Source organism: Asanoa sp. NPDC049475, from assembly GCF_040676915.1.
GTDB lineage: Bacteria > Actinomycetota > Actinomycetes > Mycobacteriales > Micromonosporaceae > Asanoa.
Window position 1 is genome coordinate 438,765 of the sequence record NZ_JBFAPY010000007.1, and the last position, 21,409, is coordinate 460,173.

Annotated in this window: 21 protein-coding genes; 10 read left to right on the forward strand and 11 right to left on the reverse strand. The window is 70.6% G+C overall.

The window, feature by feature from the left end:
• Positions 1-8 precede the first annotated feature (8 nt).
• Genes AB0J88_RS29380 through AB0J88_RS29390 form a run of 3 tightly spaced genes read left to right on the forward strand, consistent with a single transcriptional unit; the run spans position 9 to position 1,687 of the window.
• A complete protein-coding gene (locus tag AB0J88_RS29380; RefSeq protein WP_364349880.1) occupies positions 9-365 on the forward strand; it encodes an MmcQ/YjbR family DNA-binding protein in 357 nt (118 codons plus the stop codon).
• A 10-nt stretch (positions 366-375) separates the two neighbouring features.
• Positions 376-960 (forward strand): hypothetical protein, encoded by a 585-nt coding sequence (locus AB0J88_RS29385; RefSeq protein WP_364349877.1) that lies wholly within the window; start codon positions 376-378, stop codon positions 958-960.
• Between the two features lie 4 nt (positions 961-964).
• Positions 965-1,687 carry a GNAT family N-acetyltransferase gene (locus AB0J88_RS29390; protein WP_364349874.1) on the forward strand — a complete coding sequence of 241 codons (723 nt, stop codon included), beginning with the start codon at positions 965-967 and terminating at the stop codon, positions 1,685-1,687.
• Here the strand turns inward: AB0J88_RS29390 and AB0J88_RS29395 are convergent.
• Positions 1,684-3,177, reverse strand: coding sequence for an aldehyde dehydrogenase family protein (locus tag AB0J88_RS29395; protein WP_364349871.1), 1,494 nt, complete (start codon positions 3,175-3,177; stop codon positions 1,684-1,686). The two genes, AB0J88_RS29390 and AB0J88_RS29395, sit on opposite strands and share 4 nt — an antisense overlap.
• A 9-nt stretch (positions 3,178-3,186) precedes the next feature.
• Entirely contained in the window at positions 3,187-3,834 is a 648-nt protein-coding gene (locus AB0J88_RS29400; protein ID WP_364349868.1) for a nucleoside monophosphate kinase, read from the reverse strand.
• A gap of 125 nt (positions 3,835-3,959) precedes the next feature.
• On the opposite strand from AB0J88_RS29400, the gene AB0J88_RS29405 reads away from it, so the two are divergent.
• Positions 3,960-5,099, forward strand: coding sequence for an epoxide hydrolase family protein (locus AB0J88_RS29405; protein ID WP_364349865.1), 1,140 nt, complete (start codon positions 3,960-3,962; stop codon positions 5,097-5,099).
• A gap of 46 nt (positions 5,100-5,145) precedes the next feature.
• Here AB0J88_RS29405 and AB0J88_RS29410 read toward each other — a convergent pair whose 3' ends face one another.
• Entirely contained in the window at positions 5,146-5,523 is a 378-nt protein-coding gene (locus AB0J88_RS29410) for a hypothetical protein (RefSeq protein WP_364349863.1), read from the reverse strand.
• A 31-nt stretch (positions 5,524-5,554) separates the two neighbouring features.
• Positions 5,555-6,160: a DUF305 domain-containing protein gene (locus AB0J88_RS29415; protein WP_364349860.1), complete on the reverse strand. Its 606-nt coding sequence runs from the start codon at positions 6,158-6,160 to the stop codon at positions 5,555-5,557.
• 534 nt (positions 6,161-6,694) lie between these two features.
• Between AB0J88_RS29415 and AB0J88_RS29420 the strand changes: the two genes are divergently transcribed.
• On the forward strand, positions 6,695-9,349 hold the full coding sequence (locus AB0J88_RS29420) for a discoidin domain-containing protein (RefSeq protein WP_364349857.1): 2,655 nt from the start codon (positions 6,695-6,697) through the stop codon (positions 9,347-9,349).
• Here the strand turns inward: AB0J88_RS29420 and AB0J88_RS29425 are convergent.
• Positions 9,340-10,215, reverse strand: coding sequence for an aminoglycoside phosphotransferase family protein (locus tag AB0J88_RS29425; RefSeq protein WP_364349854.1), 876 nt, complete (start codon positions 10,213-10,215; stop codon positions 9,340-9,342). The genes AB0J88_RS29420 and AB0J88_RS29425 overlap by 10 nt on opposite strands.
• A gap of 90 nt (positions 10,216-10,305) precedes the next feature.
• Here AB0J88_RS29425 and AB0J88_RS29430 point away from each other — a divergent pair, with 90 nt between their 5' ends.
• Positions 10,306-11,025, forward strand: coding sequence for an SDR family oxidoreductase (locus tag AB0J88_RS29430; RefSeq protein WP_364349851.1), 720 nt, complete (start codon positions 10,306-10,308; stop codon positions 11,023-11,025).
• Here the strand turns inward: AB0J88_RS29430 and AB0J88_RS29435 are convergent.
• The 5 genes from AB0J88_RS29435 to AB0J88_RS29455 all read right to left on the reverse strand — a co-directional run bounded on the left by AB0J88_RS29435 (position 11,022) and on the right by AB0J88_RS29455 (position 15,402).
• Positions 11,022-11,915, reverse strand: coding sequence for a LysR family transcriptional regulator (locus AB0J88_RS29435; RefSeq protein ID WP_364349849.1), 894 nt, complete (start codon positions 11,913-11,915; stop codon positions 11,022-11,024). The two genes, AB0J88_RS29430 and AB0J88_RS29435, sit on opposite strands and share 4 nt — an antisense overlap.
• Positions 11,916-11,943: 28 nt before the next feature.
• Positions 11,944-12,957, reverse strand: a complete 1,014-nt coding sequence (locus tag AB0J88_RS29440; RefSeq protein ID WP_364349846.1) for an FAD-dependent monooxygenase — start codon at positions 12,955-12,957, stop codon at positions 11,944-11,946.
• Positions 12,958-13,086: 129 nt separating this feature from the next.
• Positions 13,087-13,476, reverse strand: a complete 390-nt coding sequence (locus AB0J88_RS29445; RefSeq protein WP_364349843.1) for a YchJ family protein — start codon at positions 13,474-13,476, stop codon at positions 13,087-13,089.
• A 238-nt stretch (positions 13,477-13,714) separates the two neighbouring features.
• On the reverse strand, positions 13,715-14,509 hold the full coding sequence (locus AB0J88_RS29450; RefSeq protein ID WP_364349840.1) for an ABC transporter permease: 795 nt from the start codon (positions 14,507-14,509) through the stop codon (positions 13,715-13,717).
• Positions 14,506-15,402, reverse strand: coding sequence for an ATP-binding cassette domain-containing protein (locus AB0J88_RS29455; protein ID WP_364349837.1), 897 nt, complete (start codon positions 15,400-15,402; stop codon positions 14,506-14,508). The genes AB0J88_RS29450 and AB0J88_RS29455 overlap by 4 nt, the downstream gene beginning before the upstream one ends.
• A 129-nt stretch (positions 15,403-15,531) precedes the next feature.
• On the opposite strand from AB0J88_RS29455, the gene AB0J88_RS29460 reads away from it, so the two are divergent.
• From AB0J88_RS29460 to AB0J88_RS29470, 3 genes are read left to right on the forward strand one after another with little or no spacing between them, the layout of a single operon-like run.
• Positions 15,532-16,752 (forward strand): histidine kinase, encoded by a 1,221-nt coding sequence (locus AB0J88_RS29460; protein WP_364349834.1) that lies wholly within the window; start codon positions 15,532-15,534, stop codon positions 16,750-16,752.
• A complete protein-coding gene (locus AB0J88_RS29465) occupies positions 16,749-17,414 on the forward strand; it encodes a response regulator transcription factor (RefSeq protein ID WP_364349831.1) in 666 nt (221 codons plus the stop codon). The genes AB0J88_RS29460 and AB0J88_RS29465 overlap by 4 nt, the downstream gene beginning before the upstream one ends.
• Positions 17,415-17,424: 10 nt before the next feature.
• Entirely contained in the window at positions 17,425-18,570 is a 1,146-nt protein-coding gene (locus AB0J88_RS29470) for a low temperature requirement protein A (protein WP_364349828.1), read from the forward strand.
• 497 nt (positions 18,571-19,067) lie between these two features.
• Here AB0J88_RS29470 and AB0J88_RS29475 read toward each other — a convergent pair whose 3' ends face one another.
• The gene (locus AB0J88_RS29475) at positions 19,068-19,685 is read right to left on the reverse strand and encodes a helix-turn-helix domain-containing protein (RefSeq protein ID WP_364349825.1); all 618 of its coding nucleotides are present in this window, start codon (positions 19,683-19,685) and stop codon (positions 19,068-19,070) included.
• Positions 19,686-19,796: 111 nt separating this feature from the next.
• Between AB0J88_RS29475 and AB0J88_RS29480 the strand changes: the two genes are divergently transcribed.
• Positions 19,797-21,263, forward strand: coding sequence for an MFS transporter (locus tag AB0J88_RS29480; protein WP_364349822.1), 1,467 nt, complete (start codon positions 19,797-19,799; stop codon positions 21,261-21,263).
• The last annotated feature ends 146 nt before the right edge of the window (positions 21,264-21,409 follow it).

Sequence of the window (21,409 nt, forward strand, 5' to 3'; positions counted from 1 at the left end):
GTGTCCGCGTGGTCACCATCGATGACGTGCGACGGCTCGCCACCACCCTGCCGCGAGCCTATGAGGTGCTGGTCCGCGACCGGGTCAAGTTCAGGGTGGGCAGCCTGGTGTTCCTGTCCTTCTCGGGCGACGAGACCGTGATGGGTTTCGGCTATCCCAAGGAGGAGCGGGTGGCGCTGGTCGAGGCCGAGCCCGACAAGTTCCTCATGCCGGTCCCGTCCGACGAGCGCTACAACTGGGTCCGCGTCCGACTATCGGCGATCGACGAGACCGAGATGCGCGAGATCGTCCTCGACTCCTGGCGGATGTGCGTCCCCAAGCGGGTGGCACGCGAGTTCCTGGAGGCCACCACGGGAGCGAGCTAACGTCGCACGAGTGACAGCGGAGACAATGGTCGGTTTCGGCCGCAAGCAGGCGTGGTTGGCGATCCGCGGCCGCGATCCGGAGGCAGTGGTCGAAGCTCTGGGCCTACGCGACCTCGGCCCGACCCCATGGCGCGAGGGCGTCGACCTGGCCCACCTGACCGACGACCGGCTGGCCGTCACTCCGCCGCTGCCCGGCGCGCGCGACAACGACTGGATCCTGGTGGCGGGCCGCCGACTCTTCACGATCCCGAGCACGGTCGAGGCGGTGGCGCTGTCCGTCGCGCTGGCCACGGAGGTGCAGTTCTTCTCCACGCACCGGGTGGGCGAGCAGCACCGCTGGGTGCGGGCCGTCGACGGGGTGCTGGTGCGCGCTTTCGACTTCGTCGGCGAGACGGGCGAGGTCACGGAGTGGCGCGGCGACCCGGACGACGCGGAGCGGTCGCTGGGCATCCCGGAAACCGCGCCGGACCCGGACGCCCTGCTCGTAGGCGAGGACGACGTGACACGGCTGGCGGGTCAATGGAGCGTGGACCCGACCGCGTTGTCCGGCCGCCCGTCACCGGGCCGACTGCACGTGGCCGCGGCACCTGACTGATTTGATGACGATCGCCTACGAGTGGCGCGGCGCCTTCACCAACGCGGAGCTCACGGCACTACATGCGGCAGGCTTCGACCAAACCGGCCCCGACGCGCACTCGGGTGCCGGCGGCGGTGCGGGCGCTGGCGTTGAGGGCCGCGCTGTCAGTGACTCGCGCTCCGGCGCGGGCGGCGTCGGCCGCCCGGACGTCGACGGCGACGGGATTGGAGGCGGTGACCGTGACGGCGGCGACGTCCGTTCAGGCGTCGACGGCGACGGGATTGGGGGCGGTGACCGTGACGGCGGCAACGTCCGCTCGGGCGTCCACGGCGAGGAGATTGCGCGCGGTGACCGTGACGGCGGCGGCCGGTTGGGCGTCGACGGCGACGGGATTTTGGGCCGTGACCGTGACGGCGGCCGCGGGCCGGGGCCGGACGATTGGTGGGATCGCGTGCACCGGCACAGCCTGGGTTGGGTCTGTGCTCGGCAGGGCGGCGCGCTGGTCGGGTTCGTCAACGTCGCGTGGGACGGCGGGAGCCACGCGTTCGTTCTGGACACCGTCGTGGACCAGGTTGTCCGGCGTCAGGGCGTCGGCGCCCGGCTGGTCCGCCTCGCCGCCGACCAGGCCCGAGCCGCCGGCGTCGCATGGCTGCACGTCGACTTCGAGCCGCACCTGCGCGACTTCTACCTCGACGCGTGCGGCTTCACCCCGACTCACGCGGGCCTGATCGCCCTCGACCGCTAGAGACGGAACTCCAGGTCCGGCGTAACAGTCTGGGTGTCCATCTGGGCCTTCTGGAGCCGCCCCGAGTAGTCCCAGTTCATCGACTGCCAGCGGGTGAACTGGTCGAGCACCCAGACCCCGGACTGCCGGGAGCCGTTGCCCGACTTGCCGTTGCCGCCGAAGGGCAGGTGGGCCTCCGCGCCCGAGGTGGAGTTGTTGACACTGACCATCCCGGCCGAGACGCCCGCGCGGAACGCGAACGCTGACCGAGGGTCGTTGGTGTAGATCGACGACGAGAGGCCGTAGCCCGGTGCGTTGGCGAGCTCGATCGCCTCGTCGAGCTCGCGGTACGGCATCACCCCGACGATCGGGCCGAACGTCTCCGTGCGGAACAGCTCGTCGTCGGGACGGACGCCGGCGACCAGCGCCGGGTGGTAGAAGAGCCCGTCGGCCGGGTTGCCGGCGAAACCGGCCCGAGGATTGTCCGCGGTGATCCGTCCGATCTGGCCCAGCACGCGGTGGTGGTCGCCGATCCAGGTCAGGTATTCCTCGTAACGGTCCGCGAACCGGTCGGTCAGCATCGGTCCATAGAGGACGTCCTCCCGAGTCGGGTCGCCGATCACCGTGTCCGCCAAGGCCTTGCCGAGGGAGTCCACGAAGGACTCGTACACCGACTCGTGCACGATCGCCGTGCCCAGCGACGTGCAGCGCTGGCCCGCGGTGCCGAAGCCGCCGAACAGCGCGCCCTCGACGGCCAGCGACAGGTCGGCGTCCGGCGTGACCACCATCGGGTTCTTGCCGCCGAGCTCCAGGCAGGGCGTCTGGAGGTGGCGGCCGGTCAGCTCGCCGATCCACGCGCCCACGGCCGACGAGCCGGTGAAGCCGACCTTGTCGACCAGCCCCGCGTCCAGCGCGAGAGACAACCCGTCGTACGTGGCCGCCCCGTCCGCGTCGACCACCGAGAAGACCCCGTCGGGTACGCCCGACCGCCGCACGAGGGCGGCCAGCGCCGCGGCGCTCGCGGACGCGTACTCGGCCGGCTTCCACACGACGGCGTTGCCGCAGAGCAGGGCGGGCACCAGGTACCAGGACGGCACCGCTACCGGGAAGTTGCCGGCCGTGATGATCGCGGCTACGCCGACCGGCACCCGGAAGGTGAACAGCTGCTTGTCGGGCATCTCGCTCGGCACGGTCTGCCCGTACATCCGCCGACCCTCGCCGAGGAAGAAGTCGCAGGTGTCGATGATCTCCTGGACCTCGCCGCGGGCCTCGAGGATCGGCTTGCCGATCTCGCGGGTGACGAGTTGGGCGAGCGTCTCGGAGTTGGCCCGGACCAGCCGGCCCAGGTTGCCGATGACCTGACCGCGCACCGGAGCCGGGACCGCCGCCCACCCGCGCTGCGCGGACCGGGCGGTGCGGCACGCGGCCACGAACCCGGCGGCGTCGGTCAGCGGCACCTCGGCGACCACGTCGTCGAGCCGAGCGGGGTTGACGGAGCGGTAGATCGTCATGCCCCAACATTAGGCCCGGTACGCCGGCAAGTTGAGGCCGGCGCGGATCGCTTTCTGGACCGTGGCCGGATCGGGCCGAGCGTCGACCGTCAGCACGTACTCCTTGCGCCGGAAGAGCTCCAGCACCGGCTCGGTCTTGCCGTAGTAGTCACGCAACCGGGCCGCGAGCGCCTCGGGGGTGTCGTCGTCGCGGGTGACGAGCGGGCCGCCGCAGACGTCGCACTTGCCCTCGACCTCGGGGCGGTCCGAGATCAGGTTGTAGTCCATGCCGCACGCGGCGCAGAGCCGCCGGCTGAGCACCCGCTTCTGCACCTCCTCGTCGGGCAGGTCGAGGTGGATCACGCCGTCGATGTCGTAGCTCTCCAGGAAGAACCCGGCCTGCCGGACGTTGCGGGGGAAGCCGTCGATCAGGAAGCCGTAGTTCCAGTCGTGCTGCTGCAACCGGTCCCGCACGATCGACTCGACCAGGTCGTCGCTGACCAGCTCACCCGCGGTCATCGTGCGGCGTACCAGGGCGCCGATCTTGGTGTGCTGCTGGACGTTCCACCGCAGGATGTCGCCGACGCTGATGTGGGTCAGCTCGAGGTCGTGGCGCATGAGGGTGCACTGGGTGCCTTTGCCGCTGCCCTGCACTCCCATGATCACGTACTTCCGCATGCGAGAACGGTCCCACCCCTTCGCGTGGTCCGCACGAGATTCGATGGACTCAGCTCTTGGAACGTACCGTTCCGTTCTGTTATGGTTAAGTGGAACGGAACACAACGCTCCGATGGAGGGCCACGATGAACCCGTACCGCCTCGAGATCCCCCAGGCCGACCTCGACGACCTGCGTGCCCGGCTGACGGGTGCTCGCTGGCCGTTCGCCCTGCCCGGCGCCGAGTGGTCGCGCGGCGTCCCGGTCGACTACCTGCGCGAGCTGGTCGCCTACTGGGCCGACGGCTACGACTGGCGCGCCGCGGAACGCCGGATCAACGAGTTCCCGCAGTTCGTCACCGAGATCGACGGTCAGCGGGTGCACTTCCTGCACGTCCGCTCGCCCGAGCCCGACGCGCTGCCGCTGGTGCTCAGCCACGGCTGGCCCGGCTCGATCGTGGAGTTCCTCGACCTGATCGGCCCGCTGACCGACCCGCGGGCTCACGGCGGCAACCCGGCCGACGCGTTCCACGTGGTGATCCCGTCGATCCCCGGCTTCGGCCTCTCGGGTCGGGTCACGGAGGCGGGTTGGGACAGCCGCCGCATCGCCGGCGCCTTCGCCGAGCTCATGAAGCGCCTGGGCTACTCGCGCTACGGCGCCCAGGGCGGCGACTACGGCGCCTTCATCTCGCCGGACCTCGGCCGGGTCGACGCCGACCACGTGATCGGCATCCACGTCAACGCGGCCACGATGGGCTTCATCCCGTTCGGCGAGGTGCCGGAGGAGGAGCAGGCCACGATGACCGAGGCGGAGAAGGTGCGGCTGGGCCGGCTGGCCAACTACCTGCAGGACATGAACGGCTACTTCCAGATCCAGGCAACCCGACCCCAGACTCTGTCGTACGCGCTGGCAGATTCTCCCGTCGGTCAGCTCGCCTGGATCGTCGAGAAGTTCCAGGAGTGGACGCACGGGGGCAAGCTCCCGGAGGACGTGATCGCCCGGGACGAGATCCTCACGAACGTGATGCTCTACTGGCTGACCAACACGGCCGGCACGTCGGCCAACCTCTACTACGAGAGCATGCACAGCGGCAACTGGCCGACGCCGAGCGGCGTGCCGACCGGGGTCGCGGTGTTCGCCGAGGACGTGGCGATCCGCCGCTACGCGGAGCAGACCAACAACATCACCCACTGGACGGAGTACGACCGCGGCGGCCACTTCGCGGCCCTCGAAGCCCCGGACCTGTTCGTCGAGGACGTCCGCACCTTCTTCCGCACGGTGCGCTAGGGCTCGCTTCCGGCACCCGTACGCCTTGTCGCGTGCGGGTGCCGTTTTAAGTGTCGGCGGTCCCAGCGAGGTCGCGAAGCGTGGCGGCGTCCTCGTCGTCCAGACCGTGCAAGCTGTTGGCGCGGTGCTTCTCGGCCTGGTCGTCGATCCACTTGGCGTGCGCTTCCCAGGCCGCCTGCTTGCTGGTGCCGAGCGCGGCCCCGATCTGCGACCAGGAGGCGCCCGCCGCGCGCGCGGTCCGCACGCTGAGCTGGCGGCCGTAGGCGGCCTTGCGCGCCAACACTTCGCTGAGCGCGAGCAGTTCGAGTGTCTCCTCGCGACCCAACGTCGGCTCGCCGAGCGCCTCCCACGTGCGAAGAAGGTCGAAGCGGGCGGCGGCGGTCGCGAGCGTGTGTTCCTTCTCGAGCAGGTCAGGCGTCGTCATGCTTCCAAGCTTCCGTCAAGCCAGCCTGACGTCAACGGCTGTTCGCCGAGGGCGAAGCGGCCCGGGCGTCCAGTGCGGACGCCCGGGCACGCTCCTCGCCGACTCCGCGTGCGATCGATTCCGCGAGCGAGCGGAACGCCGGGTCGGCGCCGGAGTTCTGCTCGCCGGCGCAGAGTCGGGAGGCCTGGTCCAGGTGCGCGATCATCGCCGCCGCGAACCCGCGATCAAAAGCGTTGCCGCTGGCCTTGGTCAGCGCGGCCCGCTGGGCCGCGGTGGGCATGCCGGGCATGTCGTGCTTCAGGTGCTCGTTCTCCGGCAGAGTGAGTCCGGCGGCGAGCTTGCGGAGAGATTCGAGCTCGGCTGTCCGCGCTCGGCGCGCCACCGACGCATAAAGCTGCACGGCCGGATCGCTGCTCCGACTAGGCACGAGGTCGAGCACAGGCATCAACCGCTCGTTCATAGCGATCAACAACTGCAACCAGGCGATGTCGGTCGTGTTGGGTCCGGCGGAGGCTGGCGAGCTTGCCGCCGCGCCAGGCGGGCTGCCGGAGCCGCCGCGGTCGGGCTCGGAGCAACCAACGACCCCACCCAGCAACACAAGCGTGACGAGCACGACCAGAACGCGGCGATCGGTCATCGCTCCACACCCCCCAACCGGACGAGGGCGAACACGAGGCTCGCGAAGGCGAGCGTCGTGTGGCGGCGCGTCGTCGGCCCAACACCCCGCGACTCGCCACGCGAGAGCCCCGGGTGCACCGACACCGCGGTGAGCGGCCCGCGACGCCGGCAGGCCATCGGTTCACCTGTCCGACGCGAGCACGGGCCGGCGGCGCGGGTCATCGGTCTGACCCGCCCGACAGCGCGCGCTTCGCGAGCGCGGGCGTGCCGCGGTGGTCGGTCATCCGGTCAGCTCCTCGACGGGGACGGGCGTCGGTGAGAGATCTTGGTTCATCGATGAAATTATGCGAGAGAGCGCTCTCGCCAGAGGCCAGTTTGTGCGAGACTGCGATGCGTGTCAATCCCCGGAAAGCGCTCCCTCGGATATTGACGGAAGCCGAACTGAGGTTCAAACTCAGATCCGCTCGGAGAGCGCTCTCCAAGCGCCAGAAGCGTCACGCCCCCGTCCCGGCGTGCATATCGCGCGCGCCGCCTATCCCCGTTAGGCAGGCACATGAGACCCGTCGCACCCCCACCCGTCGCCGCACCACCAGGGCAGAAACGGCGCTGGCGCCAAGCCGGCATCGCCGGGCTGGCCGTCGCCAGCCTCGTGGCCGCCGTCCTGACCGTCTCGTCCGCGGCCAGCGCCGCCGACGCCGTGATCTCTCAGGGCAAGGCCGTGACCGCCTCGTCCGTCGAGAACGCCGGCACCCCCGCGACCGCCGCCGTCGACGGCAACGCCGGCACGCGCTGGTCCTCCGCGGCCTCTGACCCGCAGTGGATCCGCGTCGACCTCGGCGCCACCGCGACGATCACCCAGATCACGCTCAACTGGGAAGCCGCGTACGCCCGGTCGTTCCAGATCCAGACCTCCGCCGACGGCACCACCTGGACCGACATCTACTCGACCACCACCGGCGCCGGCGGGACGCAGGTCCTCCCGGTCACCGGCAGCGGTCGGTACGTCCGCGTCTACGGCACAGCCAGAGCGACCGGCTGGGGCTACAGCCTCTGGGAGTTCCAGGTCCACGGCACCATCGGGACCAGCGGCGGCGGCTGTGGCACCACCAACGCGGCTCAAGGCAAGTCGGCCACGGCCTCCTCGCTGCAAGGCGCCGGCTTCCCGGCCTCAGCCGCGGTCGACGGCAACGCCGGCACGCGCTGGTCGAGCGCCGCGTCCGATCCACAGTGGATCCGCATCGACCTCGGCAGCGTCCAGAGCATCTGCCAGGTCGTACTCCAATGGGAAGCGGCCTATGGCCGGGCCTTCCAGATCCAGACCAGCAACGACGACTCGACCTGGACCAGCATCTACAGCACCACGACCGGCACCGGCGGCACCCAGACGATCAACGTCAGCGCCAGTGCGCGCTACCTGCGCGTCTACGGCACCGCCCGGGGCACGGCCTACGGCTACTCACTCTGGGAGCTAAGGATCTTCACCGGCACCGGTACGACCAACCCGCCGACCGACCCCCCGACCGGCGACCCGGTCGAGCCGACCGACCCGCGCAACCCCAACCTCGGGTCGAACACGTTCGTCTTCGACCCCTCCACGCCGACCTCGACCATCCAGAGCCGGCTCAACACCATCTTCACCCAGCAGGAGCGCAACCAGTTCGGCCCTGAGCGGTACGCGGTCCTGTTCAAGCCGGGCAACTACACCGCCGACGTCAACCTCGGCTTCTTCACCCAGGTCGCCGGGCTCGGCATGTCGCCGGACGACGTCAACCTCAACGGCCACGTACGCGCGGAAGCCTTCTGGTTCGGTGGGAACGCCACCCAGAACTTCTGGCGGGCAGCCGAGAACCTGTCGGTCACCCTGCCTGCCGGCGTCAGTGTCGAGCGCTGGGCCGTCTCGCAGGCGGCACCGTACCGCCGAATGCACCTCAAGGGCGGCGGCAACCAGATCCAGCTCTGGAACGGCGGCGACGGTTGGTCGAGTGGCGGCTTCATGGCCGACACCAAGATCGACGGCATGGTCGTCTCCGGCTCGCAGCAGCAGTGGTACTCGCGCAACAGCGAGTTCGGCTCCTGGAGCGGCTCCGTCTGGAACATGGTCTTCCAGGGTGTGACCGGCGCTCCGCCGAACCACTTCCCGAACCCCTCCCACACGGTCATCGCCAACACGCCGACCGTGCGCGAGAAGCCGTTCCTCTACGTCGACGGCTCCGGTGAGTACCGGGTGTTCGTGCCCGCGCTCCGCACCAACTCGACGGGCACGACCTGGTACAACAAGACCCCGGCCGGCTCGTCGCTCTCCCTGTCGACGTTCTTCATCGTGCGTCCGGGCACCCCGGTCGCCACCATCAACAGCGCGCTGGCGCAGGGCAAGAACCTGCTCTTCACCCCCGGCGTGCACCACGTGACCCAGCCGATCCAGGTCAACCGGGCCAACACTGTCATCCTGGGTCTGGGCCTAGCGACCATCCAGGCCGACAACGGCACGGTCGGCATGCGGATCGCCGACGTCGACGGCGTCAAGGTCGGCGGCATCATGTTCGAGGCCGGCGCGACCAACTCGCCGGTGCTGATGGAGGTCGGCCCGTCCGGCTCCAGCGCTGACCACGCCGCCAACCCGGTCTCGCTGCACGACGTGTTCTTCCGCATCGGTGGCCCGGGTGTCGGTCGCGCGACCAACACCCTGACCGTCAACAGCGACGACGTCATCGGCGACCACATGTGGTTGTGGCGGGCCGACCACGGCGACGGGGTGGGCTGGTCGGTCAACACCGCCGACACCGGCCTGACCGTCAACGGCGACGACGTCACGATGTACGGCCTGTTCGTCGAGCACTTCCAGAAGTACCAGACGATCTGGAACGGTGAGCGCGGCCGGACGTACTTCTATCAGAACGAGTTCCCGTACGAGATGCCGAACCAGGCGTCCTGGATGAACGGGTCGACCCGCGGCTACGCGGCCTACAAGGTCAATGACGCGGTCAACGAACACTACGCGATCGGTCTCGGCTCGTACTGTGTGTTCACATTGGACGAATCCGTGGTCGCGGAGCGCTCGTTCGAGGTGCCGACCAAGTCGGGCGTGCGGTTCCAGAACATGGTGACCGTCTCCCTCGGCGGGGCCGGCACGATCAACCGCATCATCAACAACTCAGGGGGTACGGCGCGCGCCGGTGCCGAGATCCAGTACCTGAACAACTATCCCTGATCCGCCAGCACCTGACTGATCGCGTGTTCGCCGGCATCCGCCAAACCGGGGTGGATGTCGGCGAACACGGCTATGGCGGTGCCGATGGCCAGCGCCCACGCCTGGGCGCGCCGCCACGTGGCCTCGTCTGCCTCGATGCCGGCCTGGAACACCGCACGCCCGTCGGCGTCGAACACGAGCCAGGCGGCCGCCAGGTCGGTGGCCGGATCGCCGGCGGTCAGGTCGCCGAAGTCGAGCACGGCGGCCAGGGAGGAGTCCCGCAACACCAGGTTCGCCGGGTGCGGGTCGCCGTGCAGCCACACGTTCGGGCCGTCCCACTCCGGGGCGGCCCGCAACTCGTCCCACAGCGCCCGAAGCTCGTCCTGGCGGGCCAACTTGCCGCTGGCCAGCCGGTCCTGGATCTGCTCGTCGCGCACCGCCAGCGGTACGCCCCGCACCGGGTTCACCGGGGCGTCGGCCGGCGCGGGCACGTGCAACCTGTTCATGAACTCGGCCAGCGCACCGGCGACCGCTCGCCGTTCCACGACCGGCACCCGCGAGGCGATCTCGCCTGGGAACCAGGCGCAGATGGACCACGGCCAGGGGTAACCATCGCCCGGCACACCGACCCGGAGCGGGGCTGGAACGCTCACCCCGAGGGCAGGGGCCAGGGTCGGCAGCCACCGCTGCTCGTTGACCAGCAGGGTCACGGCGACCTCACGACGCGGCAGGCGTACGCAAAGATCGTCACCCAGCCTGAAGATCACGTTGTCCCAGCCGTTGGCGACCAGCCGCAGGGGGAGGCCGGCCAGGTCGGGATGCTGCGACCGGAGCAGGCGGGCGACGAGATCGGCGTCGACGTCGAGATCGGCAACAGGCGCGGTCATCGTGCGATTGTGCCAGCCATACCCGATCGGCATGGACCACGACGAAACCGGTATTGGCGCCGGTCTACGTCACGGCGCACGGTTGGTCGCATGACTGATCTACGGCAACGGGTAGTGGTGCTGGGCGGCACCTCCGGACTGGGCCTCGCGGTGGCGGACCTGCTGAGCGCGCGCGGCGCCGAGGTGGTCGTCGTGTCGAGTCGGCAGGCCAGCATCGACAAGGCGCTCACCAAGCTGCCAGAAGGCACGGCCGGGTTCGCGGCGGACCTGCGGGACGAGAGCGCCGTCGAGGCGGTTTTCGATCGGATCGGGCCGTTCGACCACCTGGTCTACACGGCCGGCGAGCCGCTGCGGCTGCTCACCGCCCGGGACATGCCGCTCGACCAGGCCCAGGACTTCTTCACCCTGCGGTTCTTCAGCGTGCTCTCGGCCGTGAAGCACGCGGCGCCCCGCATCCGGCCGGGTGGCTCGATCACCCTGACCACCGGATCGGCCGGCGAGCGTCCGGCGGCGGGCTGGTCGGTGGCGGCCAGCATCTGCGGCGCGGTGAGCGCGTTGACGAAGGCCCTGGCGATCGAGCTCGCGCCGGTGCGGGTCAACGCCGTCGCGCCCGGGGTGACCCGGTCACCGCTCTGGGCGGGCCTCGGCGACGACGCGCGGGAGGGCTATTTCCGCCAGGTCGGCGACGCGCTGCTGGTGGGCCGCGTTGGCGAGACCGAGGAAGTGGCGCGCGCGTACGCGTACCTCATCGACCAGCCCTTCTCCACCGGCACGGTCCTGGGCGTCGACGGCGGCGCGCTGCTCGTCTAGCCGACCTCGACCGCGACCGCGTCCCCGCCGAACTGCCGGACCGCGATATCGACGAACCGCTGGAGCTCCGGGCCGCCGCGCTGCGCGCTGAACGCCAGCGCGACCTGGTTGTCGGCGACCCCGTCGAGATCGGCATAGGCGACGTCGGCCCGGGTGTAGAGCGCGGCGGCCGACCGAGGCACCACGATGATGCCCTGACCCGCCGCCACGTGCTCGAGCTTCTCCTCCATGGTGGACAGTGGGCGCGAGCGCCACGGCGCCGGCTCGCCCTCGCGCAAGACCCGGGCGATGTCGCGCCACTCCGGCACCAGGTCCGGGTCCTGGAGCAGGCGCTCGTCGGCCAGGTCGGCGACGTGCACGCGGTCCTTCCCGGCCAGCCGGTGCTCGGCCGGCACCGCGACCACCCGCGGCTCCGCGAACAGCGGCACGATCGTCAACCCGGCCGCCGGCACCGGCATCCGCACGAAGCTCACGTCGGCCCGGCCGTCGAGCAACACCGCGGCCTGCTCGTGGTACGACGTGCGCAGCACCTCGACGGCCAGCTCCGGGAACTCGGCGGCGAACTCCCGCACGGCCGCCGTGACGAGGATGCCCGGCATGAACGCGACGGTGAACCGGCCCCCGGCGGCCGCCGACCGCACCCGCCGCTCCACGGCGTCCGCCGAGGCCAGCAACGGTCGCGCGTCGTCGAGCAGCCGCCGGCCCGCGTCGGTGAGCGCGGTGCCACGGCTCGAACGGTCGAAGAGCTCGACCTTGAGCTCCTGCTCCAGCGCGCGGATCTGGCGGCTGAGGGCGGGTTGGGCAATCCGCAGCCGCTCGGCCGCCCGCCCGAAGTTCAGCTCTTCCGCCACAGCGACGAAATACCGCAACTTCCGCAAATCAAGATCCACGCCTCAACGCTACCCGCGCCTTTTTGGTTCAGGGTTGGCTCTGCAGCGGCTTGAACGCGGCTTTGAACAGCCGAGGCCCCAGCCGCCGCAGCACCACGTCGCGCACGGGCGGTGGCAGGTGCCGGGCCATGTCACGGCGGCGGGTCTGGTCACGCACCCACCGGGCGCGGCCGATCCGCCGGCGGGCATAAGCGTCGAGATCGCCGGACAACTCGGCCAGCACCAACGCGTCCTCCAGGGCGAGCGCGGCACCCTGAGCCATGTTCGGCGAGTACGAGTGCGCGGCATCGCCGATCAACACCGTCCTCCCGCGCACCACGTCGTCGACGAACACCTCTTCGATCGCCCCGAAATGCACGTCGGTAGCCCGCGCCACCAGGCCGCGCACCGTCTCCGCGAACTCGCCGAACAACGCACGCCAGTCGTCGGGCGGCGTGGTCGCCGTCAGGTCGGCGTAGCAGTAGACCCGCCCGCCGCCCAACGAGACCGCGAGGAACGTGCGGCCCTTGCCCTGCCAGGTGCACCACGTGTGCTCGACGGGATAGCCGTCGACGACGAACCGCCAGGCGAGCTCGCCGACCGGTCGCGGCCCGGCCGCGTCGGGGAAGGCCCACTCCCGCACCGCCGACCGGATCCCGTCGGCCCCGATCACCAGGTCGTAACCGGCGGCGTCCGCCGGGTCGAAGCTCTTCACGGTGACGTCGGTGCGCAGGATCCGCCGCAGATCGGCGTGCCGCACGGCGACACTCGGCCCGACGCCGCCCCACACATCGGCGATCGCCAGGTCGATCAGCGCGCGACCACGGTGGTCGAGCAGCCGTACCCGATGGATCTCGTGCGCGGCAGCCCGGATCTCGTCGCCGAAACCGAGCGCGGTGAGCGCCCGCACCGCGTTGGCGGGCAGGTAGATGCCGGTGCCCTCGGCATCGGTCCGCGGGCTGCGCTCGACGACGTCGGCCCGAATCCCCTTGGCCCGCAACGCGTGCGCCGCACCGAGGCCCGCGATCCCGCCGCCGACAACCAACACCCGTGAATGGCTCATGCCGCCCAGTCTCCTCTGGAGGGACGCAACAACGATGGATCACGAACCGGGCATGGCCCGGGTTCGCGGTGGTCCGGACCGTCGCTCCCGCCGCAGACCGCTCCGCTGCCAGGTCCGCGGTGGGCGCGGTCACTGCCGGAGCGGCAGCGGGCCGACGTAGACCCACGCGCCGGACTCACGGACGAAGCGGCTGCGTTCGTGCAGGTCGTCGGCCTGCCCGCCGTGCCGGCAGAAGGCGCGGAACTCGACCACGCCGGTCGGGTCCGACTCGGTGCCCTTGGCCGTGTCGAGGATCTCCAGGCGGACCCAGCGCTGGCCCGGGTCCAGGTCCAGCGACTCCGGTCTGGTGCTGCTGTGCCAGGTGCGCAGCAGGTAGTCGGCGTCGCCGACGGCGAAGGCGCTGTAGCGCGACCGCATCAACCGCTCCGCCGTCTCCGCGACCTGGGTGCCGCGATGCAGCGGCCCGCAGCAGTCGCCGTAGTCGCGCCCCGAGCCGCACGGACATGCACGCTTCGCCATCACGCCATTCTCGCCACCACCGCGGCGATGAGCGGTCGCGGGCTCCCGGACGCACTCGGAGCCAGGCGCGCCCTCGCGCTCCCGGCCAGGCCAGCCAAGACTGGGCGATGAGGGGCCGCGGGGTCCCGGACGTGCTCGGAGCCGCGACGCGCTCTGGCCTCCCGGCCAGGTCAGCCCGGACAGGCCGGTGGGCGGCCGCGGGACCCCCGACCCGCGACCGCCCACCCCATCAGGAACGTCAGCTCACTTCGCGCTTGAGCAGGCGGACCAGGCCGAGCACCCCCGGCAGGACCACCCAGAGACCGATGGAGGCCGCCAGCCTCGCCCACTCGCCGCCCGTGAGGGCCGCGTTCTCGAACAGGGGTGTCGAGGTCACCGAGAGGTCCAGCCACTCCGACGTGGTCTTCAGGCCGGAGATCATCGAGGTGAGCACAGACCAGACGGTCGGGACCACGAAGTACAGCACGATCGCCACGGCCGAGTTCATGAACAGCATGCCGAAGGCCAGGCCGAACAGCACGTTCACGACGTTGAACAACAGCGCGTACGCGAGCAGCAGCCCGCCGAACTGCCAGCTTCCCGCCGCCGGGTCCATGGCACCCGCGACCGCGTTGCCGATCGCGGCGAAGCCGAGGCTGGGCACCAGCGCCAGGATGCCGAGGACGACCGAGGCCAGGGCCTTCGCCACGACGATCCGGTGCCGCTGCGGGGTCAGCGCGAACGTGGTCAGCGCCGTGCGCTGGGTCCACTCGCTGGTCACCGACAGGATGCCGAGGACCGGCAGGAGCACGGCCACCGGGAACAGCGTCGTCTGGAACATGTTGACGAACGTCTGCTCCGGCGGGTCCGCGGCGAACAGCTGGATCACCACGATCGCCACCGAGATCGAGGCGGTCGCGATCATCAGCCAGAGGCCGGCCCGGGTGTCGGCCATCTTGCGCAGCTCGATCCCGGTGAGCCGGACCAGCCCGGGGCGGGTGAAGGTCCGGGGCGCCGCGATCGGTGCCCGCGTCTCGGTCAGGGTGGCGGTCATCGTGCGGTCTCCTTGGCCTCGCCGGCGGTCAGGGTCAGGAACAGTTCTTCGAGGCCGCCGGTGTCGACGGGGCGCAGCTCCAGCAGGACGGCCGAGATGCTGGCCGCGACCTGCCCGACCTGCTCCGCCTCGGCCTGCACGGACAGGGCGCCGTCGGAGCCCGCGGTCACCGCCAGGCCGGCCCGTTCCAAGGCCTTCTGGAGCGTGCCGGGATCCAGCGCGCGCACCCGCACGCCGCCCGCGGCCAGGAGCTCCTCCTTGGTGCCGTTGGCCACGATTCGACCGCCCCCGATGACCACGAGTCGATCCGCGACCGCCTCCACCTCCCGCAGCAGGTGGGAGGAGAGGAGCACCGTGCCGCCCCGGTCGGCGAAGTCACGCAGCAGGCCGCGCATCCAGAAGATGCCCTCGGGGTCGAGACCGTTGGCCGGCTCGTCCAGGATCAGCACCCGCGGGTCGCCGAGGAAGGCGTGCGCGATGCCGAGCCGCTGCCGCATGCCGAGGGAGTAGCCGCGTACCCGCCGGCCGGCGGCCGGTCCGGCCAACCCGACCAGCGAGAGGAGCTCGTCCACCCGGGCCGAGCCCACCCCCTGCGTGCGGGCCGACAGGGTGAGCACCTCGCGGCCGGTCCGGCCCGGGTGCTGCGCGGACGCGTCGAGCAGCACACCGACCTCGCGGGCGGGGTTGGGCAGCTGGCGGTACGGCTTCCCGGCCACCATCGACTCCCCGGCGGTCGGCGGGGTGAGCCCGGTGATCATCCGCATCGTGGTCGACTTGCCGGCGCCATTGGGGCCGAGGAAGCCGGTCACGGTGCCGGGCGCACATTCGAACGACACGTCGTTGACGGCCGTGTGCGCCCCGTAGCGCTTCGTCAGGCTGGTCACACTGATCATGCCGTTAAGACTGCTGGTGTCGGGTGGTCCAGCGCTTCGGGCCAAGGTCGATGCCGCGCGCCGAAGGTCGCCGACCGATACCGACTTTGGTCGGATGTCGAGTGCGCCGGGTGGCCGTACCATTTGATCATGAGTGTGGCAACCCGCGACGGACCGGACATTCCGTCGCTCCTCCCGGGTGGCCTGCTTCGTGCCTTCGACTCGGAGCGGCCGGTCCGGCGCTCGACCCGCGACTGGGTCGTCGACTGGGTCATCTTCGTGGTGGCCGTGGTGTCGGTGGGACTCTTCTCCGTCAGCGTCTGGAACGACGACAGCCTGGCGATCTGGGCGCGCTGGCTCGACATCGCCCTGGGCATCGCGTCGCCGGGGCTGCTCTGGTTCCGCCGCCGCTGGCCGGTCGCCATCGCGTTGATCATGGTGCCGATCGGCGGCGTGTCCCTCACGGCCGCCGTCGCCGGTCTGATCACCCTCTTCACCGTCGCGGTGCATCGCCGGGTCGGCATCTCGGCACCGATCGCCGTGCTCAGTGCCGCCACCTCTCCGATCTTCCTGGCCTGGCGGCCGGACCCCGACCTGCCGTACTGGCTGGTCACCGCCTTCTCCGTGATCACCACCGCGGCGGTGTTCGCCTGGGGCATGTTCGTGCGCGCCCGCCGCCAGCTCGTCGTCTCGCTGCACGACCGGGCCGTGCGGGCGGAGTCCGAGCAGCAGCTCCGGGTGACCCAGGCCCAGCACCTCGAGCGCGCCCGGATCGCCCGTGAGATGCACGACGTGCTGGCCCACCGGATCTCGCTGCTCAGCCTGCACGCGGGCGCGTTGGAGATCCGCCCCGACGCACCGCCGGAGGAGGTGGCCAAGGCCGCCGCGGTGATCCGCAGCAGTGCCCACCAGGCGCTCCAGGACCTGCGCGAGGTGATCGGCGTGCTCCGCGAGGAGGACGGGGAGCCGATCCGGCCGCAGCCGACCCTGGCCGACGTGACGGCGTTGATCGAGGAGTCCCGCGGCGCCGGCATGAAGGTGCGGGTCGACTGCCGCGTCGACGACCTCGAGGCGGTGCCGGCGGCGGTGGGGCGCAACGCGTACCGCATCGTGCAGGAGGGTTTGACCAACGCTCGCAAGCACGCCGCCGGTGTGCTGGTCGACGTCAGCTTCGAGGGCACTGCCGGCGACGGCCTGACGGTTCTCGTGCGCAACCCGGCACCGGTGGGTGGGCTGGCCTCGATCCCCGGTGCGGGCACGGGCATCGTCGGCCTGGTCGAGCGCACGGGTCTGGCCGGGGGCAGGTTGACGCACGGCCGCACGGACGCGGGCGACTTCGAGCTGCGCGCCTGGCTACCGTGGCCGGCATGACAGACGCGCCTCCCGTCCGGGTTTTGATCGTCGACGACGACCCGCTGGTTCGAGCCGGACTTTCGATGATCCTCGGGGGCACGCCGGCGCTGACGGTCGTCGGCGAAGCGGCCGACGGCAGCGAGGTCGCGGCGGCGGTCGCCGAGGTCCGGCCCGACGTGGTGCTGATGGACATCCGGATGCCCAAGATGGACGGGCTGACCGCCACCGAGCGGCTGCGCAAGGTCGCGGGCGCGCCGGAGGTGCTGGTGCTGACAACCTTCGAGGCCGACGAGTACGTGCTGCGCGCGCTGCGGGCCGGCGCCAGCGGCTTCCTGCTCAAGGACACACCCCCGGCCGAGATCGTGCAGGCGGTGCGCCGGGTCGCGGCGGGTGACCCGATCCTCTCGCCTCGGGTGACCCGCCGGCTGATCGCCCACGTGGCCGACGACGGTGTCGACGCGCGCCGCAACCGGTCCCGCGAGCTGCTCGCCCGGCTCAGCGAGCGCGAGATCGAGGTCGCGGTCGCCGTCGGCCGTGGCAAGTCCAACGCCGAGATCGGTGCCGAGCTCTTCATGAGCGTGGCCACCGTCAAGGCCCACATGACCCGGATGCTCACCAAGCTCGACCTCAACAACCGCGTCCAGGTCGCGCTTCTCGCGCAGGATGCCGGTTTGACCTAGGGTTCCCGGGGTGACGGCACCGCTGGAGCCCACTGTTCGGGTCTCGACCCTGGAGCTCTTCTTCGACCTCGTCGTCGTCTTCACCGTCATGCAGCTCACCGACACACTGGCGGACGACCTCGGTTGGGCCGCGCTCGGCGAGACGGTGCTGATGCTGGCGCTGATCTGGTGGATGTACTCGGCGTACGCCTGGCTGACCAACGCCGTGGCGCCGACCAGCACCTTCCGGCGCAGCATGCTGCTGGTCGGGATGGCGGGCTTCCTGATCATCGCGCTGGCGATCCCAGCGGCGTTCGGTGCCGACGGATGGGCGTTCGGCGTCGGCTTCCTGCTAGTCAACGTGGCCCACAGCGTGCTGTTCCTGCATTCCGCGGGGCCGTCGGCGTTCCGCGCCGCGCTCGGTTTCGCGCCGCTCAACCTGATCTCGGCGGCGCTGGTACTGGTCGGCGGCGTGCTGCCCGACGGCCAGCGGGCCGCGTGGTGGGGCGGCGCCCTCGTGGCCCAGGGCGTGATCCCGTTCCTGCGCCACCTCGGCGGCGTCTCGCTGATCGCGGGCCACTTCGTCGAGCGACACGGTCTCATCATGATCATCGTGATCGGCGAGTCGATCGTCTCCATCGGACTCGGGTTCAACGGTGTCGCCCTGGACACGGCTTCGTTGCTGCTCGCGCTGATCGGGCTGGGGGTGGCGTACTACTTCTGGTGGGCATACTTCGCGGGCGACGACGAGCGTTCACTGGCGGCCCTGAGCGCCATCCTGGACCCGGCCCGCCGCGCCTGGGTAGCGATCTGGGCCTTCGGCCACGCCCACTTCCCCATGATCATCGGCATCGTGCTGTTCTCGGCGGGCATCAAGGAAGCCATCCCGGCGGCGTTCGAACCGCTGGAATGGAGCGGGGCTGCGGCCCTGGCAGCCGGCGCGGCGCTGTTCCTGGCCGGGCATGCGCTGTTCCTGCTGGTGATGGGCCTCCGCAACGGGGTACCGCACCGCTTGGTCGCGGCGGCGCTGGCGCTGCTCACGGTGTTCATCGGCCGGATCGACGCCACGGCCCAGGCGGGAGCGATCCTGGCCATCATGGCGGTAAGCCTGATCATCGAAGACCTGCCGGAACTGATCCGCTCGCGAAGCACAAACCTGCACTCTTTCGGACGCTGACGCTTCCGGCCGCGCGGCCGGGCACCGCACGAGCGGGCGGGGCAGTGCACTCGCTACCCCATCGAGGTAGTGGACTCGGTACTCACTAAAAGGGTGAGCGCTGGCTGACCCTTGAGGGGGTGAGCGCTTACCAACTTCGCGGGTGCTTGCGGCGGAGTGCCGCACGAACCGGGCAACTCGCGGCGTTGTCGGGGTCTGTCGGTCGGAAGAGTGAGCGCTTACTCACCCCGCCGGTCTCGGCCTCTTTGCCATTCTGCCCTTCCAAGGGCCGCCGGTCCGCGGCCTCTTGCCGCCCCTTTCCAAAGGTTCGGCAGTGCGAACCGCGGCGCGGTGGTGCTGGCGCATGCCGGGACCGCGAGCGGCTGACGAGGTCGCCGCAACAACGCAACGGGCGGGGCTCTGATGGGGCCGATTTGCCTTCAGCGCGACTCCGACCCTCACGTCGTCGGAGTCGCGACGGTCAACCCGCGCGAGGTCAAGCTCGCCACGAACCCGTCCTACGGGCAGGGGGCAGCCGGGGCGCGTAGGCCGGTGATCAGCATTTCGGCGAAGAGCTCCCACTTCTCCGTCTGGGCGATCGCCGCGGACAGGCCGCCGAGGATTGCCTGGAAGTCGCTGACGCTCACGTCGGCGCGGACCGCTCCCACCTCGCGGGCGCGCTCGAGCAGGATGTCCGTGCGCTCCGCCAGCAGGTCCGGCAGGTCGCAGTTGCCGCCGGAGACCTCGCCGAACATGTGGCACAGGCCCGCGTCGCCGGCCATGTCCTCGGCTGTGCGGCGGACGAACCAGCCGAACGCCTCCGCCGGGTCCGGCATCGAGAGTGCCTCGTCGGCGATTTCGACCCGTTCGTCCATCCAGCGCTGCGCCAGCTCGTTGATCAACGCCTGCTTCGTGGGGAAGTTGCGGTAGAGCGTGCCCACGCCGACCCCGGCGCGTCTGGCGATCTGCTCCATCTGCACCTCGGCGCCGTCTTCGGCGAAGGCGGCGCGGGCGGCGTCGAGCACCCGGGCGCGGTTGCGGGCAGCGTCGCCGCGCATCGGCCGAGGTGCGCCGGCCAGCACGGGGCGAAGACTTCTCGCCGCCGAGGGCTGGCCGGGCTGGGCTGTGGTGGTCATCACGTCGATCCTACCGAATCCGATTGACAACCGGAATCTCGATTCCGTAGGTTCGAACATACCGGAAGCGGAATTCGACTTCCACTTCAACCATTCGGGGGGATCGCGCTGATGAGTCGCGCGGAAAGTGCCACGCCGCACAAGACCTGGGCCCTGGCCTTGCTCGCGGTTACCCAATTCGTCCTGGTCCTCGACGCGTCGATCGTCAACGTCGCGCTTCCGTCGATCGGCCGCGAACTGAACTTCTCCCAGGACTCGCTGTCCTGGGTGACCAACGCCTACACGCTGACCTTCGGCGGCTTCCTGCTGCTGGGCGGGCGGGTCAGCGACATCCTCGGCAGACGCCGGATGTTCATGGCCGGCCTCGGGCTCTTCGTCGCGGCGTCGGTCGTCGGCGGGCTCGCGCAGAACCCGGGCATGCTGGTGACCGCCCGCGCGGCGCAGGGCATCGGCGCCGCCCTGGTGGCACCGGCAGCATTGTCGCTGCTCATGACCATCTTCCCGGCCGGTGCTGAGCGCAACCGCGCGCTCGGCGTCTGGGGCGCGGTCGCCGGCGGTGGCGCCGCGGCGGGCTCGATCCTGGGCGGCGTACTCACCGAATGGATCGGTTGGGAAGCCGTCCTCTGGGTCAACGTGCCGATCGGCATCGCCGCGCTGGCTCTCGCACCGCGGCTGCTCCCAGCCGCACGGGACCGCGTCACCGCGAGCGGTTTCGACGTGATGGGCGCGATCACGGTCACCGGTGGTCTCGCACTCGGCGTGTACGCGCTGGTCGACGGCAACAACGCCGGCTGGCTGTCGGCGCAGACCATCACCTCCGCGGCCGTCGCGATCGCGCTGCTCGTCGCGTTCGTGGTGATCGAGTCGCGGGCCAAGCACCCGCTGGTGCCGATGCACGTCTTCCGCCAGAAGACGCTGCGCAGCGCCAACCTGATCGCGCTGTTGGTGACCGGCTCGGTGTTCCCGATGTTCTTCGTGTTGACGCTGTTCATGCAGCAGGTCTGGGGCTACAGCCCGATCAAGGCCGGTTTCGGCCAGCTTCCGTTCGCGATCGCGCTGATCGCGTTCGCCGGGCTTACCTCGCGCTGGGTCACCAAGCTCGGGTTCAAGACGCCGCTGCTGATCGGCATGGTGATCACCGCGGGTTCGCTGGTCTGGCTGTCGCTGCTGACGGCACAGGGCAGCTACTGGACCGAGCTGCTCGGGCCTTCGCTGCTGGCCGGCGTCGGTGGTGCGTTGATGTTCATCCCGGTGACGCTGGCCGCTACGGCCGGTGCCCGGCGGGACGAGTCGGGTCTGGCCTCCGGCCTGATCAACACCACCCAGCAGGTCGGCGGTTCGATCGGCCTGGCGATCACGGTCGCCGTGGCCACGGCGGCTACGACGTCGTCGCTGACCAGCGGGAACGATCCATCGATCGCGGCCACGGACGGCTTCAAGCTGGCCCTGCTGGCCGGCGCGGGGCTGGCCGCGCTGGGCGCGCTGCTCACCGCCTGGCTGCTGCCGGGCCTCAAGAAGCAGCCGGTAGCGATCGACGAGGAGGACGAGGCCGAGGACCGGACAGTGGTCACGGTCTGATCGGGGGAACGACGAAGGCCCGCGCCGGTTCGGCGCGGGCCTTCGCGCGTTCGGCGGTCTGCAGGCCCGCGCCGGTTCGGCGCGGGCCTTCGCGCGTTCGGCGGTCTGCAGGCGCGCGCCGGTTCGGCGCGGGCCTTCGCGCGTCC

Excerpts from the sequence above, each read along its gene's own strand:
- AB0J88_RS29390 (WP_364349874.1), top strand. The coding sequence starts at position 965 with ATGACGATCGCCTACGAGTGGCGCGGCGCCTTCACCAACGCGGAGCTC.
- AB0J88_RS29450 (WP_364349840.1), bottom strand. The coding sequence starts at position 14,509 with ATGACCGCCACCCTGACCGAGACGCGGGCACCGATCGCGGCGCCCCGG.
- AB0J88_RS29410 (WP_364349863.1), bottom strand. The coding sequence starts at position 5,523 with ATGACGACGCCTGACCTGCTCGAGAAGGAACACACGCTCGCGACCGCC.
- AB0J88_RS29430 (WP_364349851.1), top strand. The coding sequence starts at position 10,306 with ATGACTGATCTACGGCAACGGGTAGTGGTGCTGGGCGGCACCTCCGGA.
- AB0J88_RS29420 (WP_364349857.1), top strand. The coding sequence starts at position 6,695 with ATGAGACCCGTCGCACCCCCACCCGTCGCCGCACCACCAGGGCAGAAA.
- AB0J88_RS29480 (WP_364349822.1), top strand. The coding sequence starts at position 19,797 with ATGAGTCGCGCGGAAAGTGCCACGCCGCACAAGACCTGGGCCCTGGCC.
- AB0J88_RS29440 (WP_364349846.1), bottom strand. The coding sequence starts at position 12,957 with ATGAGCCATTCACGGGTGTTGGTTGTCGGCGGCGGGATCGCGGGCCTC.
- AB0J88_RS29400 (WP_364349868.1), bottom strand. The coding sequence starts at position 3,834 with ATGCGGAAGTACGTGATCATGGGAGTGCAGGGCAGCGGCAAAGGCACC.
- AB0J88_RS29475 (WP_364349825.1), bottom strand. The coding sequence starts at position 19,685 with ATGACCACCACAGCCCAGCCCGGCCAGCCCTCGGCGGCGAGAAGTCTT.
- AB0J88_RS29425 (WP_364349854.1), bottom strand. The coding sequence starts at position 10,215 with ATGACCGCGCCTGTTGCCGATCTCGACGTCGACGCCGATCTCGTCGCC.
- AB0J88_RS29455 (WP_364349837.1), bottom strand. The coding sequence starts at position 15,402 with ATGATCAGTGTGACCAGCCTGACGAAGCGCTACGGGGCGCACACGGCC.
- AB0J88_RS29465 (WP_364349831.1), top strand. The coding sequence starts at position 16,749 with ATGACAGACGCGCCTCCCGTCCGGGTTTTGATCGTCGACGACGACCCG.
- AB0J88_RS29415 (WP_364349860.1), bottom strand. The coding sequence starts at position 6,160 with ATGACCGATCGCCGCGTTCTGGTCGTGCTCGTCACGCTTGTGTTGCTG.
- AB0J88_RS29405 (WP_364349865.1), top strand. The coding sequence starts at position 3,960 with ATGAACCCGTACCGCCTCGAGATCCCCCAGGCCGACCTCGACGACCTG.
- AB0J88_RS29395 (WP_364349871.1), bottom strand. The coding sequence starts at position 3,177 with ATGACGATCTACCGCTCCGTCAACCCCGCTCGGCTCGACGACGTGGTC.
- AB0J88_RS29460 (WP_364349834.1), top strand. The coding sequence starts at position 15,532 with ATGAGTGTGGCAACCCGCGACGGACCGGACATTCCGTCGCTCCTCCCG.
- AB0J88_RS29445 (WP_364349843.1), bottom strand. The coding sequence starts at position 13,476 with ATGGCGAAGCGTGCATGTCCGTGCGGCTCGGGGCGCGACTACGGCGAC.